Source organism: Mesorhizobium sp. WSM3224, assembly GCF_000427725.1.
Taxonomy (GTDB): Bacteria; Pseudomonadota; Alphaproteobacteria; order Rhizobiales; family Rhizobiaceae; genus Mesorhizobium.
Genome location: NZ_ATYO01000001.1, coordinates 335,537 through 350,617, shown reverse-complemented (window position 1 = coordinate 350,617; position 15,081 = coordinate 335,537). Strand labels below are relative to the sequence as shown.

Here is a 15,081-nt window from a genome sequence, read left to right as displayed (position 1 = left end):
TCAGCCGACGATTTTTGAAAAATCCGCGACCTGGTCGGTGGCCGCGCGGATGCGGGCGAGCAGCGCCAGACGGTTGGCGCGCACGGCCTGTTCCTCATCATTCACGAGAACGCCCTCAAAGAATGAATCAACCGGTTCGCGCAACACGCTAAGCGCCAGCATGGCGGCGGAAAAATCTTCGTTTTGAATCGCTTGGCCGGCTTCCTTCTCGGCCTGATTCACCGCGGCATAGAGCTTCTTTTCCGCTTCCTCGCGGAACAATGCCGGCTCGACGGTCTCGGCGACCAACGTTTTCTTCTTCTCCTCGGCGGCCAGGATGTTGGCGGCGCGCTTGGTGCCGGCAAGCAGGTTCCTGCCATCCTCGGTGTCGAGAAAGGTGCCCAGCGCCTCGACGCGGCGGACGATCTGCAGGAGGTCGTCGTTCGGCGATTGGCCAATCTCCCCCCTTGTGGGGGAGATGCCCGGCAGGGCAGAGGGGGGCGCGACAGAACGAGAGGCCGGCAGGACAGCGCCCCCCTCTGTCGGCTTCGCCGACATCTCCCCCACAAGGGGGGAGATTGGGCGCGAACCTGCCGACAGCACAGCATCGATCAGATCGTGCCTGGCGCCCTGGTCGCGGAGGTAGACTTTCAGGCGGTCATGGAAGAAGGCCAGGAGGTCGGACGACTGATCCGCGCCGCCTTTGAAGTTCGCGAAGGCCTTGGCGAAAACAGACGTCAGCGCCAGACGAATACGGTTCTCGATGAGGATCCTGACCACGCCCAACGCCGCGCGGCGCAACGCGAACGGGTCCTTGCTGCCGGTCGGCTTTTCATTGATCGCCCAGAATCCGGTGAGCATGTCGAGCTTGTCGGCGAGCGCGACGGCAGCAGAGACCGGATCGGTCGGCACGCGGTCGGTGGGGCCTTGTGGTTTGTAATGCTCCTCGGCAGCCGCCGCGACCGAGGGGTGCTCGCCCTGCAGCAGCGCGTATTTGCGGCCCATGGCGCCTTGCAACTCAGGGAACTCGCCGACAACTTCGGTCTGCAGATCGGCCTTGGCGAGAACCGCGGCGCGAGCGACGAGCGCGAGATCGGCACCGACAACCGGGGCAAGATCCTCAGCCAGCCGCTTGATCCGCGCGACGCGCGCGCCTTGCGTGCCAAGCTTGGCATGGAAGGTCACGTTGAGATGATCGAGCCGCGCCATGCGCTGGTCGAGCGGCTTCTTCAAATCCAGGTCGAACTTCGCCGCCGATTCCACGAGCTGGTCGAGGTCCGGCAAATCGCCCTGGTCCGTCCGCCAGAAATAGAGCGCGTCGGACAGGCGCGCGCGCACCACCTTGCCGTTGCCGTATGCGATTTCCTTGCCGCCGTCCGTCGCCTCGATGTTGGCGATGAGGATGAAGCGGTTCGAGAGGTCCTCGCCCGCGCTCTGCGGCCGGGTGACAAAACACTTCTGGTTGGCGCGGATGGTGAGGCGGATGACCTCGCCCGGAATGGCGAGGAAATCCCGTTCGAACTCGCCCATCAGCACGACAGGCCACTCGACCAGGCCAGAGACTTCCTCCAGCAAACCCTCGTCCTCGACCAGGTCGAGGCCGTTGGCGAAGGCGATGTTGCGGGCATCGGCCAGGATGATCTCCTTGCGCCGGTCGGCGTCGAGCACGACCTTGGCCACTTCGAGCTTGCTCACATAGTCGTCGAAGCGGCGCACGGTGATCGCGCCCGGCGCGTGGAAGCGGTGGCCATAGGTGATGTTGCCGGAGCGGATGCCGTCGATCTCGAAATCGACCACCACCGGCTCCTCGGTCTCCGGGCCGAAGGTGCAGACGATCGACTGCAGCGGCCGCACCCAGCGCAGCGAGCCGGGCTTGGCCGAGGCCGGCCCCCAACGCATCGACTTCGGCCAGGGGAAGTTTTTGATGATGCCCGGCACCAGCTCGGCGATGATCTGCTCGGCCGCCCTGCCCGGCTTCGAGATATGGGCAACATAGAAATCGCCCTTCTTCGGATCGGAATGGACATGGGCGTCTGCGATCGACGAAAGCCCGGCCTTGCGCAGGAAACCCTGCACCGCCTGCTCGGGCGCCGTGGTCGAGGGACCCTTGATCTCTTCGTGAATGTCCTTGGAGCGCGCGGTCAAGCCGCGGATATCGAGCGCCAGGCGCCGAGGCGTCCAATATTCGCGCGCCGCCTCATAGGTCAGACCCGCCTCGACCAGACCGTCGGTCAGCATCTTCCTGAGGTCGCCGGCAGCCTTGCGCTGCATGCGCGCGGGAATTTCCTCGGAGCGAAGTTCGAGCAATAAATCCGGCATCAGAGTTTCTCCACCCGCATGCCTTTTTCTTCTTTGCGCGTCCTCGCGCCTCCGGCGCTGCGGTCGCGCGGGCAGGCGGGAATCTCCTCGGAGCAAAGTTCGAGCAGCAAGTCAGGCATAGTTAAGCTCCCCGCCCTCCCCTCGATGGGGAGGGTCGGCGCGTAGCGCCGATGTCACGAATGGGCGGGAATAGCAACTCGGCCGTCCGCTGTCACCCTGCAAGCCGACCGGCTCTCCGGTCGATTGCGCGGAATTTTTCGATCCACTGTCGGGACGGCACGGGTTCGCCCGTCCTTGGAGCAGAACTTCCCATGAACCGAACGCTGCGCTGAAGCGACACACGCTCAGGCAGAGAACTATTGGCTGAACGACGATGAAAACGGCATCGAGAACCCTGCAGATCCTGGCGCTCAGCGCCTGCTTCGCCGCCCAGGCGCATGGCGCGATCACGATGCCGGGGATCAGGCAGGCCATTCGCACGATCGATGGCGCGACTGCCCAGATCGCATTGCCGATCACCGCCGCGGCCGAGACCACCAAAGCCGTATTGGATTAAGCCGCCGCCAGCCCGCCAGCCCGCGTCCTCAGGAACGCTTCGCCGCAGGCCTTGGCCAGATTGCGCACGCGCAGGATATAGCTCTGGCGCTCGGTAACCGAGATCACGCCGCGCGCGTCGAGCAGGTTGAAGACATGGCTTGCCTTGATGCACTGGTCGTAGGCCGGAAAGACCATGCGGTGCATCGCCAGATTGTCGCTCGGCTTGGGCGTGCCGGCATCGAGCAGCGCCTTGCACTCGGCCTCGGCGTCCTCGAAATGCCGCAACAGCATCGCGGTGTTGGCGAATTCGAAATTGTGGCGCGAATATTCCTGCTCGGCCTGCAGGAAGACGTCGCCGTAAGTGACTTTCTCGGCGCCCTCGCGGCCGTTGAAATTGAGGTCGTAGACGTTGTCGACGCCCTGCACATACATGGCCAACCGCTCGAGCCCATAGGTCAGCTCGCCCGCCACCGGCGCGCATTCGATGCCGCAGACCTGCTGGAAATAGGTGAACTGCGAGACTTCCATGCCATCGCACCAGCACTCCCAGCCGAGCCCCCAGGCGCCCAGCGTCGGGCTTTCCCAGTCGTCCTCGACGAAACGGATGTCATGCAGCAGCGGATCGACGCCGATCGCCTCGAGCGAGCCGAGATAGAGCTCCTGCAGGTTCGGCGGATTGGGCTTCAGGATCACCTGGTACTGGTAATAATGCTGCAGGCGGTTCGGGTTCTCGCCGTAGCGGCCATCCTTCGGCCTACGCGAGGGCTGGACGTAGGCTGCGTTCCAGCGCAAGGGGCCGAGCGCGCGCAAGGTGGTTGCCGGATGGAAGGTACCGGCGCCGACTTCCATGTCGTAGGGCTGCAGGATGAGGCAACCATAATCTGCCCAGTAATTGTGCAAGGTCAGGATCAGCCCCTGGAAGGAGCGGCTGGGATGCATATGGGCAGGAATCTCGATGGTCACGGCGGCCTCGGAAAGCGCGGAACGAAGCTTTCCCTAGTTGCCGGGCCGGCGAGCGTCAAGGCAGCGACCCGCATCCGACGAGGTTGAACGCTTTGCGGCCGGCTGGCCCATTGCCGGCGAGCGGCGGTGACCGTTTGCTCCGCTAAGCGTCAACAATGAGGTTTCGCCATGTCCGGTCAACTCACTGTCCGACCCCTCACAAGGCAGGATTACGGAGAATGGCTGCCGCTGTGGGACGGCTACAACGCGTTCTACGGGCGATCCGGCCCGACCGCGCTTGCCGGCGAGATCACGCAGATGACCTGGTCGCGTTTCTTCGACGCCTATGAGCCGGTGCATGCGCTGGTGGCCGAGTGCGACGGCAAGCTACAAGGCCTCGTCCACTATCTCTACCATCGCTCGACGACGTCGATAGTCCCGAGCTGCTACCTGCAGGATCTTTTCACCACAAAGGCCGCGCGCGGCCGGGGCGTCGGCCGGGCGCTGATCGAAGGCGTCTACGAGCGCGCCAGGCAAGCGGGCGCGAACCGCGTCTATTGGCTGACGCACGAGACCAACCACACCGCCATGCAGCTCTACGACAGGATTGGCGAGCGCTCAGGCTTCGTGGTCTACCGAAAAATGTTTTAGTTCCTGGACACAGGGATTTTGAAAGTTGCCATTGTCGACGGGCGAGATTTTCGCCGGTGATTTCCGTGAAATCGGCGCAAACGCCGAGGATTGGCTGAAGCCGCCCGAACCTCGTCATTCCACGGCGGAGCAGCCGCGAAGCGGCGTCGCGGAGACCCGAGGATGACGACGGGTGGCCAGGCTGAAACGAAAACGGGGCTCGACGAGCCCCGCATTCTTGAATGTTGGCGAAAGTCGCTCAGCCCTTCGGCACAGGTGCCGGCTCCGGCTTCACCTTCGGGGTTTCCTGCGCGGTGTTGGATTCGATCGGCGGCAGGCCCTTGAGCAGCTTCTGCTGCAGGGTGGCGAGCACATCCGGATCGGGCTTGAGGTCGCGCGCCTGCGTCCACTGATAGGTGGCTTCGAGCTTGCGGCCGACGCGCCAGTAGGCATCGCCGAGATGGTCGTTGAGGACCGGATCCTCCGGTTTCAGCGACACGGCGCGCTCCATCTCGCGCACGGCGTCGTCGAAACGGCCCATGCGGTAATAGGCCCAGCCCAGCGAATCGACGATGTAGCCGTCGTTCGGCCGCAGGTCGACGGCCTTCTGGATCATCGCCAGGCCGTCCTTGAGGTTCATGTTCATGTCGACCCAGGAATAGCCGAGATAGTTCATGACCTGCGGCTGGTCGGGCTGCAGCTCCAGCGCCTTGCGGAAATTGGGTTCCGCCTTCGGCCATTCCTTCAGCCGCTCATAGGCGATGCCGCGCTGGTAGAAGATGTTCCAGTTGGCGGCGGTCGGCGACTTCAACTGCTCGACGGCCTTGTCGTAGAGATTGGCGGCCGAGCGAAAATCTTCCTTCGAGCCATAGACGCCGCCAAGCGCCAGATAGGCGCGCATGTCGTCAGGATGCTTGTCGATATAGGCCTTGAGATGGGTGATCGCCTCGTCATGCTTGTCGAGATCGGCCAGGTTAAGGCCGAGCTGCAGGTCGGAGAGCTCCTTCAGCGGCGAGGACGCCGGAATGCGGCGGTAAAGCGCGATGGCGCCTTCGCCGTCCTTGAGCTGCTCGGCAACGGCGGCAAGCTGCACAAGGGCTGCGTCGCTGTCCGGCTTCAGCGCCAGCGCGTATTGCAGGTAAAGCCGGACGAAAGGCTCGCCGCCGCCGCGGTTGAGCGCCGTGGCAAGGTCAAGCAGGATTTCGGACGCCCCGTCGGCCGGGCCGGCGACCAGCGGCTCGATCTTGTCGTCCTTGGCGATGCGGTCGCGCAGCGTGGTGATTTCGAGCTTGCCCGGCGCGAAGGCTTCGGCCTGGTTCAACACCGCCAGCGCCTTCGACTTGTCGCCCTTGCGGGCCAGGAACGAGGCATAGGCCTGGGCATTGCGCATCCAGGTTTCGGGCGCGGAGCCGCCGGCCGTGGTATCGGCCAGGGTGGCGGCGTAGATCTCATCGGCCTTGTCGTTCAAGCCGGCCGCGTCGGCGATCAGCGCGCGGTGGAACGATTTGAACAGGCCGAACCAATCCGGGCCCTGCAACTTGTCGATGGAATCCATCGCCTCGGACGCGTTGCCAGCGCCCTCCTTGGCCCAGCCGTCCATGACGCCGGAGAGCAGCCGGTCGAGATCGGATTCGAGCGAGAGCTTCAGCCAGTACTGCGCCTTGGCGTAGTCCTTCTTGTGGAAGGAATCGATGGCCAGCGCCAGGCGCGAGAAGCGCTCGACATCGGGCACTTCCTTCAGCTTGTCGGCATAGACCAGCGATTCCTCAAAACGGCCTTGCGCGACCAGCGCCAGCATCAGGCTCTGCTGCAGTTCGTTGTCGTTCGGAGCAAAGGCCAGCGCCTGTTTGTAATAGGCGATCGCATCGTCGAGGTCGTTGTCGCTTTCGGCGATGTGGGCCGCAAGATAAGCGCCCGAGAAAGACGTGATCTGCAGCGGTCCTTCCTTGGCCTGGACCGGCAGCACCCAAAGCGCCACTCCGGTCAAAAATGCCAGCCTCGTCAGCCAGCGCGCACGTCCTTGCCGCATCGTATCCCTTTCAGCCAGATGCGATCCCGCCCTTGGCAGGCCGCCCTTAGACTCGTACTTTTCCCGACAAAGCATGGCCTTTTTGGGGTCAGGCTTCAATCGGCAAGCGAATCACAATCCAATCATCCCGCTTAACAAACGATGGCGAGCGGAGAAAATATGCCGTTCGCCTGCTGAATATCGACTAACGCAGGGATAAGCGGGTTTTGTTGTACGCAATTCCGGACGGAATGCCGTTTCACACTTTTCCTGGAATTGCTCATTTGTTGTACGCAATCCCGGACGGAAAACCGTTTCACACTTTTCCTGGAATTGCTCTAAAGGCGTGTCCCGCGAAAGCCGCCCGCCGCGACTTTCCCGCACAGTTCGAACCACTCGCAGCCGGGACAGGCCTTGCGCGTCAGGCCGGAAGAAAACGCCTTGCGCATCCGCGCCAGGCTTGAAGCATCCAGTTCGAGCCGGGCGCCGGCCTGGAGCGGCCGGCCCAGAAGATCAGCGACATCCTGCGCCGCAAGGTCGTCGCGCCCGGCAGCGCTTTCGCCCAGGCAGTGCGGATCCGACTCGTCCAGCAGCGGGGCGCAAATATCGTCCGGACCGGAAACGACCAGGATATCCTCGCCCCCGGCCAGGCGCCCCACCACAACGTCGTAGTTGGCGGTGAAGGCCGGCGAGTAGCCTTTGCCGACATAGGTCAGCAGGCAAAGCAGATGATGGGCGCGCAGGCTGACGGTCATATGGCGTCGAGGATCGGTCTATCAGATAGCTTTACCGATGATCGGCCGGCCGGTTGCCCGAAAACAGCTTCAGTGTCGCCGCGCCCAGCGCCGACTTGAGCAGGCCGCCGACGATGAAGGGCAGGAAGCCGAAGGTGATGGCCTTTTCGGCGCCGATCATGACGGCAAGCCAGGCCGTGCCCAAAACCAGGCAAAGCAGGTTGCCGATGAGCATGGCGGCGAAGGCAAGCATGACGCGGTTGCCGTTCCAGCCACGTTCGGCCAACCAGCCGACAACGGCGCCGACGACCGGGAAGGCGAAGAGATAGCCGCCGGTCGGGCCGACGAAATGCTGCAGGCCGGCCGCCCCGCCCGCCAGCACCGGAAACCCTGCCGCGCCTTCAACCAGCCAGGCGGCGATGGTGAGCGCGCCGAAGCGCCAGCCGTAAAGGGCGCCGACCAGGGTGACGGCGAAAGTCTGCATGGTCACCGGAACCGGCACCATCGGCACCTCGATGTAGGACGACAGCGCCAGGAACAGCGAGCCGAGCACGACTGCGCCAATCTGCCAGGCGAGCGGACGGCCGTGCAGCCGAAGCGGGCTGAAGGAGGGTTTGTAGGTCGAAGCTGCTGCGTTGGTCACGGTGTTTTCCCTGGTTGGCGTCAAATTATAGATAATTTTTGAGTTCGATCTATTATCGAATCCATATTTTCGCGAGGATGACAAGCGCTCCAGCGCGAAAAGCCCGGATTCGTCATTCCCGGGCGGGCGCGAAGCGTAGATTCTGGGCTTATGCCTTGGCTGCCGAGCGGCGCGGTAGCTCCGAAAGCGAGTACTGTTACGTTGAGTTCCTTCACACCCCCCTCTGTCCTGCCGGACATCTCCCCCGCAAGGGGGGAGATTGGCAGTTCCAGTGCTGGCGCACGTCTTCCAACGTTGGCGATTGGCGAAAGCGGCCGCGACATCCGATCTCCCCCCTTGCGGGGGAGATGTCCGGTAGGACAGAGGGGGGTGCTGTCCCGCCGGCGTCTCTAGGCTTCCGCCGTCGCGACGAGCTTCGCTCCTTGCTCGCCCTGGAATGACGAAATGAAGGCCCAGTCGCTACCCAACGATGGCGAAGGCGTCGCGGGTCCTGCCGGAGGCGGTCTTGACCGGCTTCTGGCCGATCCATTGCACGTGGCGCCCGAGCGTCGCGGCGGCCGATTCGGTGTTGCCTTGCCTGAGCGCGCTCAGGATCGCCCGGTGATCCTGGTCTGTGCGGGTCTCCCACTCCGAGCGCCAGGCCGCGAACAGGAAGCGCGCGCTCGCCGCGTGCAGGTCGTCGATGGTGGCGAGCAGGCGCGGCATGTTGCATGGCGCCAAAATCAGCCGGTGGAAGGTGCGATTGGCTTCCTCCCAGGAGCGCACGTCGTGGGATTTGTCGCCGGCCTTGGTCGCCTCCTCGGCCTGACCGAGGATCGACGCCGTCAGATGCGGCGCGGCATGGCGCAGCGCCAGCACTTCCAGCGCGGCCCGCATCTCGGCCACTTCCCTGACCTCGCCGAGATCGAAGGAGGCGACGCGCACGCCGCGGCGCGGCTCGCTGATCGCCAGGCCTTGCGCCTCGAGACGGCGAAAGGCCTCGCGCACCGGGACATGGCTGGTGTTGAATTCCTCGGCGACATGGTCCTGGCGCAACCGCGAGCCGGGCTCGATGGCGCCCGAAATGATGCGGTCCGCCAGTTCCTTGCTGATGCGGACGGCGATCGTGTCTTCGGTGCTGGCCATATTTTATAGATAATTCGCCAGGCACCCGTTTGTCGAGACGGCCGGTCCGGGATTCACAGGCGCCCTGCCCGGCGGATGCCAGGCAAGCGCCGGCAGGACCGCAAGCTCAGTTGACGCGGCTGATGCAGAAATCGATGACGTCGATCAAGGCCGACTTCTGCGGCGTCGCCTCCAGCGGCGCCAGCGCATCGCGGGCGATCTCGCCGAAATGGCGCGCGCGGCCGATCGTGTCGGCGATCGCGCCGTGGCGCGCCATCAGGCCGATCGCCTTTTCCAGCCCGGCATCGTCGGTGACATTGTCCTCGATGGCGCGCTTCCAGAAGGTGCGCTCGGCCTTGGTGCCGCGCCGGTAGGCGAGGATCACCGGCAGCGTCACCTTGCCCTCGCGGAAATCGTCGCCGACATTCTTGCCGAGATCCTTGCTCGAGCCGCCATAATCCAGCGCATCGTCGATGAGCTGGAAGGCAAGGCCCAGATTCATGCCGTAGGAGCGCAGCGCGGCACGGTCGGTGCGCGAGGCCTGGGCGATGACCGGCCCGACTTCGGCGGCGGCCGAGAACAGCGCCGCGGTCTTGGCCTTGATGACGGCGAAATGCTCGTCCTCGGTGGTCTCCAGGTTTTTCGCCGCGGCAAGCTGCATCACCTCGCCCTCGGCGATGATGGAGGCCGCAGCCGACAGGATGTCCAACGCTTCCAGCGAGCCGACCTCGACCATCATGCGAAAAGCCTGGCCGAGCAGGAAATCGCCGACCAGCACGCTTGCCTGGTTGCCCCAGATCATGCGCGCCGTCTTCTTGCCGCGGCGCAGCGCGCTCTCGTCGACCACGTCGTCATGCAGGAGCGTCGCCGTATGCATGAACTCGACCGCGGTGGCGAGCTTGACATGGCCTTCGCCGGAATAGCCGAACATCTGCGCGGAGGCGAGCGTGAGCATGGGCCTGAGCCGCTTGCCGCCGGAAGAGATCAGATGGTTGGCGATCTCCGGGATCATCTCGACGTCGGAGCCGGCCTTGGACAGGATCAGCTCGTTGACGCGCCCCATGTCGGTGCCCGTCAGATCGATCAGATCCTTGATGGAAGCGGATTCCCGCTTGCCTTCGATGTTGAGAACGACACCCACCACGACAACTCCCGTCAATTGACGCGCACGACAACACCCTGGTCCCGGCAGGACTCTAGGTCGGCACAACCGGGCACGGCAAGAGGCGAATTGGCGCGGTTGTTCGCTCAGGTTCGCCTCGACGTTTACAGGAACGCTGCAACCTGCGATTTTCGTTCCATGATCGAGCTTGTCCGCACCAACGACGCCGTCGTCATCTCCTTTGTCGAATCGCTGATGCGCGATGCCGGCATCGCCTGTTTCGTCGCCGACCAGAATATGAGCGTGCTTGACGGTTCGCTGGGCATCCTGCCCCGACGCGTGATGGTCGATGCCGAAAAGGTCGATGCCGCGCGGCGCATCCTCAAGGATGCCGGCATCGAGAACGAGATCCGCAAAAAATAATGGCAGCGAGCACCGCCCCCGTCCCGGATACGCCGGCGCACACGGTCGATGCCTTCCATCGCGGACGCTTCTGGCTGGTGCAGCCGAGCCGGGGCGGTCATCGCGCCGGCATGGACGCCATGATGCTGGCGGCGGCCGTACCGTCCGGCTTTTCCGGGCGGCTTGCTGATTTCGGCGCGGGCGCCGGTGCTGCCGCCCTTGCCGTGCTGTCGCGTTGTCCGGCGGCACGGGCCGTGCTCGTCGAACGCTCGGCCGAAATGGCGGGGTTCGCCGCCGCCACGCTTTCGCATCCCGGCAACGCGCATCTCGGCGACCGCGCTTCGGTGCTGTCAGCCGACGTGACGCTGACCGGCCGGTCGCGCGGCGAGGCCGGGCTTGCCGACAACCAATTCGATTTCGTCATCATGAACCCGCCTTTCAACGCGGCGCAAGACCGCTCGACGCCCGATGCGCTGCGCAAGCAGGCGCATGTGACGGAGGATGGGCTGTTCGAGCGCTGGATCAGGAGCGCTGCCGCCGTCGCCAAGCCGCGCGGCGGGCTGGCCATCATTGCGCGGCCCGTGCAGCTGGTCGCCATTCTCGACGCCATCGAAGACCGCTTCGGCGATGCCGAGCTGCTCTGTGTGCATCCGCGTCCGGACGCGGCGGCGATCCGCATCGTCGTCAGGGCGGTGCTCGGCGCGCGCGGAAAACTGTCGATCCGCCCGCCGCTCACCTTGCACGGGCCATCCGGAAACGAGCAGACGGAGCGGACGGAAATGATCAATAATGGCCTGTCATCGCTCTTCGGCGATTGATCCGGGGCCGGCGATGCGGCATTGCCGTTGGCTGGCGCGTTCCTTACATGCCCGGGAGCAAAAGATGAATTCTCAACTTTCTCCCGCAAATTGACCGGAGACACTCGTTCGTGAAACGCCTCTTCAACCGCCTGCTGCCGAAATCCTGGCGCTCGACAGTCGTCACCATTCCGGTCATCCGGCTGCAGGGCACCATCATGGCCGGCGGCGGCCAGTTCCGGCCGAGCCTGTCGCTCGCCTCGACGGCCGGCCTCATCGAAAAGGCCTTCGGCTTCGATTCGCCTGTCGTCGCCATCTCGATCAATTCGCCGGGCGGCTCGCCGGTGCAGTCGCGGCTGATCTTCAAGCGCATCCGCGACCTGGCGGCGGAAAAGAACAAGAAGGTGCTGGTTTTCGTCGAGGACGTGGCGGCCTCGGGCGGCTACATGATCGCGGTCGCCGGCGACGAGATTTTCGCCGATCCGTCTTCGATCGTCGGCTCGATCGGCGTGGTCTCCGCCTCCTTCGGCTTCCCTGAGCTGATGAAGAAGATCGGCGTCGAGCGCCGCGTCCATACCGCCGGCCAGAACAAGGCCGTGCTCGATCCGTTCAAGCCGGAGAAGAAGGAAGACGTCGAGCGGCTCAAGACGCTGCAGCTCGAAGTGCACGAGACCTTCATCGACCTCGTCAAGGAACGGCGCGGCGCCAAGCTGAAGGACGACCCGGACTTGTTCACCGGCCTGTTCTGGACTGCCAAGCGAGGCCTCGAACTCGGCCTTGTCGATGCGCTGGGCGATATGCGCAGCGTGCTCAGAACCCGTTTCGGCGACAAGACGCAGCTCAAGCTGATCACCGCGCCGCGCGGTCTGTTTGGCCGTTTCGGCCTGTTCGGCTCGCGCGCTTCGGCGACCGATATCGCTGCGGCCGCGGCCAGCGGCGTCCTCGATGCGGCGGAAGAGCGCGCGCTGTGGGCGCGCTTCGGGCTTTGAAAAAGCCATGAATGCGGCTAGCATGAGGGCTTGACCGACCCATTCGGCCGGCCTTGCCGCGAGAAGCGCGGGAGGAGTTGTGAGATGCCGCAGATCATTTTCTTCGCCGTTGTCGGCGCCGCCGCCTACTTTGGCTACCGCGCTTTCGTGCGCGAGGCCGAACGGGTGACGGCCAAGATCCGGCGCACCGAGAAACAGGCGGCGAACGGCACGATGGGTACGCTGGTCAAGGATCCCAAGACCGGCGAATATCGTCTCGCCAAGGACTGAAGCCATCTCGCCAGCAGCCGACATTGCGGAGCCCGGCACCGACGTCCGGACGTGGCTTGCGCCCGCCAAGATCAACCTGGCGCTGCATGTCACCGGGCAGCGCGCCGACGGTTATCACCTGCTCGACAGCCTTGCCGTCTTCACCCGCTTCGGCGACCGGCTCGAGATCGAGCCGGCGGAGCATGACGAATTCTCGGTGTCCGGCCGCTATGCGGCTGGCCTGCCGCTCGACAGCGGCAATCTGGTGGTCAAGGCGCGCGACGCCCTGCGCCGAGAGGTCGGCGCGCAGCACACGCCGCCGGTTGCCATCAGGCTGGAGAAGAACCTGCCGATCTCGTCAGGTGTCGGTGGCGGTTCCAGCGACGCGGCGGCCGCGCTCAATGGCCTGGCGCGGCTCTGGAAGCTCGATATCGACGGCAATTCGCTGGCCCGGATCGGCCTCACGCTCGGCGCCGACCTGCCGATGTGCCTCAAGGGCAAACCACTGGTCGCGCGCGGCATAGGCGATGAAGTGTCGCCTTTGCCCGCGTTTCCGGCGCTCGGCCTGGTTCTGGTCAATCCGGGCGTCGCCATCTCGACGCCGGACGTGTTCAACGCGCTGTCCAGGCGCGACAACGAGGCGCTGCCGCCGCTGCCGAAGCGCCTCGATTTCCACGCCATCCGCAATTGGCTGGAGACGACACGCAACGATCTCGAGGCTGCCGCCCGTTCGATCGAGCCGGCGATCGGCGAGGCGCTCAAGGCGCTCAAGCGTGCCGACGCCGCGTTCGCGCGCATGTCCGGCTCCGGCGCCACATGCTTCGGCCTGTTCGAGACCGGCAATGTCGCCAAGCGCGCGGCGATCGAGATCCGCGCCCGCCACCCCGACTGGTTCGTCGCCGCGACGCGCAGCATGGAGGCAGACGCCGATGGCGAAGCTTGACGAGAGCCGGCCCTTCATCCCCGTGCGCATCGCGGTGCTTACCGTGTCCGATACCCGCAGCCTTGCCGACGACAAGTCCGGCCAGACGCTGGCCGACCGCATCACCGAAGCCGGCCATAGCCTTGCCGCGCGCGATATCGTGACCGACGACCGCGAAAAGATCCGCGACAAGGTTCTCGGCTGGTCAAAGGACGAAAACATCGATGTCGTGATCACCACCGGCGGCACCGGCTTCACCGGCCGCGACGTGACGCCGGAGGCGCTGGAGCCGATCTTCGAAAAGCGCATGGACGGCTTTTCGGAGGTCTTCCATCGCATCTCCTACGACAAGATCGGCACCTCGACGATCCAGAGCCGGGCGACCGGCGGCGTCGTCAACGCCACTTTCGTCTTCGTGCTGCCGGGGTCGCCCGGCGCCTGCAAGGACGCCTGGGACGGGATCATCAAGGCGCAGCTCGACTACCGGCACATGCCCTGCAACTTCGTCGAGATCATGCCGCGGCTTGACGAGCATCTTCGGCGCCGCGGCAAGCCCACCTCGTAAAGCACAGGTAAAGCGTCCCGATCAGCATCCGGTTTGCAGGCGGAACGGCGCTTTCAGCCTTCTAAGCGACATTCCGAAGCCGGTGCGGCCAAGATACCTTGTGTTAGCGAACAAGGGACAATCCGCCATGACCGTTCACAGCGGCGGCTGCCATTGCGGCAATATCCGCCTCAGTTTCTCGACCGCGCTCGATCCGGCCGGACTGGAAATCCGCGCCTGCCAGTGCTCGTTCTGCACCCGGCACGGCTCGCGCGCGGCCGCCGACCCGAACGGCAGGCTGGTCGTCTCGGTCGAGGACAAGGAGCGCCTGCAGGTCTACCGGTTTGGCCTGCGCACCGCCGACTATCTTGTCTGCCGCGAATGCGGCGTCTATGTCGCCGCCATTTCCGGCGAGGGCGACGACGCGAGGGCGATCGTCATCGTCAACGCGCTCGACGATCGCGAGCGGTTCTCGCGCGAGCCCGTCCCTGTCCGCTACGACGCCGAGACGCGCGAGCAGCGCCTGGCCAGACGCCGCGCCGCCTGGATGCCGGTTGAAATTCGGGGGACGTGACTGGCACTGCCCTCCTTCTCCCCCTGTGGGCCCCACAAGGGGAGAAGGTGAGCTGGCATCACTTCGGCGGCGCGACCCAGATTTCGGCGTTCAGCTTTCTGGTCGCCAGTCCCCGCGCCAGGGCTTCGGCGCTGCGCCCGCCCTTTGCCAGAGCCGAGGCCTGGCGCTTGCTGATGACAAGCCCTTCGGCCAATGCCCGCTTGCTCGAAAAGACGCGGGCCAGGAAAGGCGCGCGATTGGCTCGCGCGCGTGAAAAACGCGCCGGCATGGTCTGCTTCGCCGTGTGGGCAACGACCTCGTCGATCCAACCTTCCACGAGCCTGGCGCCGGGTTCCAGAAGCAGCAGCCAGTCGCCCTTAGCCTGGCCGATACCGGCGCCGAGCCCGCCCGCCACATAGTGACAGCCGGCATGTTCGGCCACCCGATGCGTCTGGTCGGTCGAGCCGGCATCGCAGACGATCACGTCCCGCACGACGCCTTCGACAGCGCCGCCGACCAGCGAGGCCAGCGTACGGGCAAGACCTTCTTCGTCATTGCGGGTTTCGATGAGGACGCTGAGCATTCCTAGCCGAATAGCGGAAAGCCACGCCTCGCGCCAGTTACGCT

At 64.8% G+C, this 15,081-nt stretch carries 17 protein-coding genes; 9 read left to right on the top strand and 8 right to left on the bottom strand.

Annotated features, from left to right (window positions below; translation table 11 throughout):
- Positions 1 to 2,298, bottom strand: coding sequence for a glycine--tRNA ligase subunit beta (gene glyS, locus YU3_RS0101685; RefSeq protein ID WP_027164603.1), 2,298 nt, complete (start codon positions 2,296 to 2,298; stop codon positions 1 to 3).
- Between the two features lie 373 nt (positions 2,299 to 2,671).
- Between glyS and YU3_RS0101675 the strand changes: the two genes are divergently transcribed.
- Positions 2,672 to 2,854, top strand: coding sequence for a hypothetical protein (locus YU3_RS0101675; RefSeq protein ID WP_027164602.1), 183 nt, complete (start codon positions 2,672 to 2,674; stop codon positions 2,852 to 2,854).
- Here YU3_RS0101675 and YU3_RS0101670 read toward each other — a convergent pair.
- Positions 2,851 to 3,774, bottom strand: a complete 924-nt coding sequence (locus YU3_RS0101670) for a glycine--tRNA ligase subunit alpha (RefSeq protein ID WP_198021629.1) — start codon at positions 3,772 to 3,774, stop codon at positions 2,851 to 2,853. The two genes, YU3_RS0101675 and YU3_RS0101670, sit on opposite strands and share 4 nt — an antisense overlap.
- A 192-nt stretch (positions 3,775 to 3,966) precedes the next feature.
- On the opposite strand from YU3_RS0101670, the gene YU3_RS0101665 reads away from it, so the two are divergent.
- A complete protein-coding gene (locus YU3_RS0101665; protein ID WP_027164600.1) occupies positions 3,967 to 4,428 on the top strand; it encodes a GNAT family N-acetyltransferase in 462 nt (153 codons plus the stop codon).
- A 238-nt stretch (positions 4,429 to 4,666) separates the two neighbouring features.
- On the opposite strand, the gene YU3_RS0101655 is transcribed toward YU3_RS0101665, so the two are convergent.
- The 5 genes from YU3_RS0101655 to YU3_RS0101635 form a co-directional block, all read right to left on the bottom strand.
- Positions 4,667 to 6,436, bottom strand: coding sequence for a tetratricopeptide repeat protein (locus YU3_RS0101655; protein ID WP_027164599.1), 1,770 nt, complete (start codon positions 6,434 to 6,436; stop codon positions 4,667 to 4,669).
- Positions 6,437 to 6,753: 317 nt separating this feature from the next.
- The gene (locus YU3_RS0101650) at positions 6,754 to 7,170 is read right to left on the bottom strand and encodes a DUF1284 domain-containing protein (RefSeq protein ID WP_027164598.1); all 417 of its coding nucleotides are present in this window, start codon (positions 7,168 to 7,170) and stop codon (positions 6,754 to 6,756) included.
- A gap of 31 nt (positions 7,171 to 7,201) precedes the next feature.
- Positions 7,202 to 7,792: a biotin transporter BioY gene (locus YU3_RS0101645; RefSeq protein ID WP_027164597.1), complete on the bottom strand. Its 591-nt coding sequence runs from the start codon at positions 7,790 to 7,792 to the stop codon at positions 7,202 to 7,204.
- Positions 7,793 to 8,251: 459 nt separating this feature from the next.
- Complete coding sequence (locus YU3_RS0101640; protein WP_027164596.1) at positions 8,252 to 8,917, bottom strand: GntR family transcriptional regulator; 666 nt, start codon at positions 8,915 to 8,917, stop codon at positions 8,252 to 8,254.
- A 106-nt stretch (positions 8,918 to 9,023) separates the two neighbouring features.
- Positions 9,024 to 10,037, bottom strand: coding sequence for a polyprenyl synthetase family protein (locus YU3_RS0101635; protein ID WP_027164595.1), 1,014 nt, complete (start codon positions 10,035 to 10,037; stop codon positions 9,024 to 9,026).
- A gap of 159 nt (positions 10,038 to 10,196) precedes the next feature.
- On the opposite strand from YU3_RS0101635, the gene YU3_RS0101630 reads away from it, so the two are divergent.
- The 7 genes from YU3_RS0101630 (at position 10,197) to YU3_RS0101600 (ending at position 14,475) form a co-directional block, all read left to right on the top strand.
- Complete coding sequence (locus YU3_RS0101630) at positions 10,197 to 10,421, top strand: DUF2007 domain-containing protein (RefSeq protein WP_027164594.1); 225 nt, start codon at positions 10,197 to 10,199, stop codon at positions 10,419 to 10,421.
- Positions 10,421 to 11,218, top strand: a complete 798-nt coding sequence (locus YU3_RS0101625; protein ID WP_027164593.1) for a methyltransferase — start codon at positions 10,421 to 10,423, stop codon at positions 11,216 to 11,218. The genes YU3_RS0101630 and YU3_RS0101625 overlap by 1 nt, the downstream gene beginning before the upstream one ends.
- 110 nt (positions 11,219 to 11,328) lie before the next feature.
- Entirely contained in the window at positions 11,329 to 12,186 is an 858-nt protein-coding gene (locus tag YU3_RS0101620; protein ID WP_027164592.1) for a S49 family peptidase, read from the top strand.
- An 84-nt stretch (positions 12,187 to 12,270) separates the two neighbouring features.
- Positions 12,271 to 12,456 (top strand): membrane protein, encoded by a 186-nt coding sequence (locus YU3_RS0101615; RefSeq protein WP_027164591.1) that lies wholly within the window; start codon positions 12,271 to 12,273, stop codon positions 12,454 to 12,456.
- A 22-nt stretch (positions 12,457 to 12,478) separates the two neighbouring features.
- Positions 12,479 to 13,378, top strand: a complete 900-nt coding sequence (locus YU3_RS0101610; RefSeq protein WP_027164590.1) for a 4-(cytidine 5'-diphospho)-2-C-methyl-D-erythritol kinase — start codon at positions 12,479 to 12,481, stop codon at positions 13,376 to 13,378.
- A complete protein-coding gene (gene moaB / locus YU3_RS0101605; protein WP_027164589.1) occupies positions 13,365 to 13,922 on the top strand; it encodes a molybdenum cofactor biosynthesis protein B in 558 nt (185 codons plus the stop codon). Before YU3_RS0101610 ends, moaB begins: the two co-directional genes overlap by 14 nt.
- 127 nt (positions 13,923 to 14,049) lie before the next feature.
- Positions 14,050 to 14,475 (top strand): hypothetical protein, encoded by a 426-nt coding sequence (locus tag YU3_RS0101600; RefSeq protein ID WP_036257653.1) that lies wholly within the window; start codon positions 14,050 to 14,052, stop codon positions 14,473 to 14,475.
- 58 nt (positions 14,476 to 14,533) lie between these two features.
- On the opposite strand, the gene YU3_RS0101595 is transcribed toward YU3_RS0101600, so the two are convergent.
- Positions 14,534 to 15,037 (bottom strand): glycosyltransferase, encoded by a 504-nt coding sequence (locus YU3_RS0101595; RefSeq protein ID WP_027164587.1) that lies wholly within the window; start codon positions 15,035 to 15,037, stop codon positions 14,534 to 14,536.
- Positions 15,038 to 15,081 lie beyond the last annotated feature (44 nt).

Coding starts and splice junctions, on each gene's coding strand:
- YU3_RS0101600 (WP_036257653.1), top strand. CDS start 14,050: ATGACCGTTCACAGCGGCGGCTGCCATTGCGGCAATATCCGCCTCAGT.
- YU3_RS0101650 (WP_027164598.1), bottom strand. CDS start 7,170: ATGACCGTCAGCCTGCGCGCCCATCATCTGCTTTGCCTGCTGACCTAT.
- YU3_RS0101665 (WP_027164600.1), top strand. CDS start 3,967: ATGTCCGGTCAACTCACTGTCCGACCCCTCACAAGGCAGGATTACGGA.
- YU3_RS0101640 (WP_027164596.1), bottom strand. CDS start 8,917: ATGGCCAGCACCGAAGACACGATCGCCGTCCGCATCAGCAAGGAACTG.
- YU3_RS0101615 (WP_027164591.1), top strand. CDS start 12,271: ATGCCGCAGATCATTTTCTTCGCCGTTGTCGGCGCCGCCGCCTACTTT.
- YU3_RS0101630 (WP_027164594.1), top strand. CDS start 10,197: ATGATCGAGCTTGTCCGCACCAACGACGCCGTCGTCATCTCCTTTGTC.
- YU3_RS0101595 (WP_027164587.1), bottom strand. CDS start 15,037: ATGCTCAGCGTCCTCATCGAAACCCGCAATGACGAAGAAGGTCTTGCC.
- moaB (WP_027164589.1), top strand. CDS start 13,365: ATGGCGAAGCTTGACGAGAGCCGGCCCTTCATCCCCGTGCGCATCGCG.
- YU3_RS0101670 (WP_198021629.1), bottom strand. CDS start 3,774: ATGCATCCCAGCCGCTCCTTCCAGGGGCTGATCCTGACCTTGCACAAT.
- YU3_RS0101625 (WP_027164593.1), top strand. CDS start 10,421: ATGGCAGCGAGCACCGCCCCCGTCCCGGATACGCCGGCGCACACGGTC.
- YU3_RS0101655 (WP_027164599.1), bottom strand. CDS start 6,436: ATGCGGCAAGGACGTGCGCGCTGGCTGACGAGGCTGGCATTTTTGACC.
- YU3_RS0101675 (WP_027164602.1), top strand. CDS start 2,672: ATGAAAACGGCATCGAGAACCCTGCAGATCCTGGCGCTCAGCGCCTGC.
- glyS (WP_027164603.1), bottom strand. CDS start 2,298: ATGCCGGATTTATTGCTCGAACTTCGCTCCGAGGAAATTCCCGCGCGC.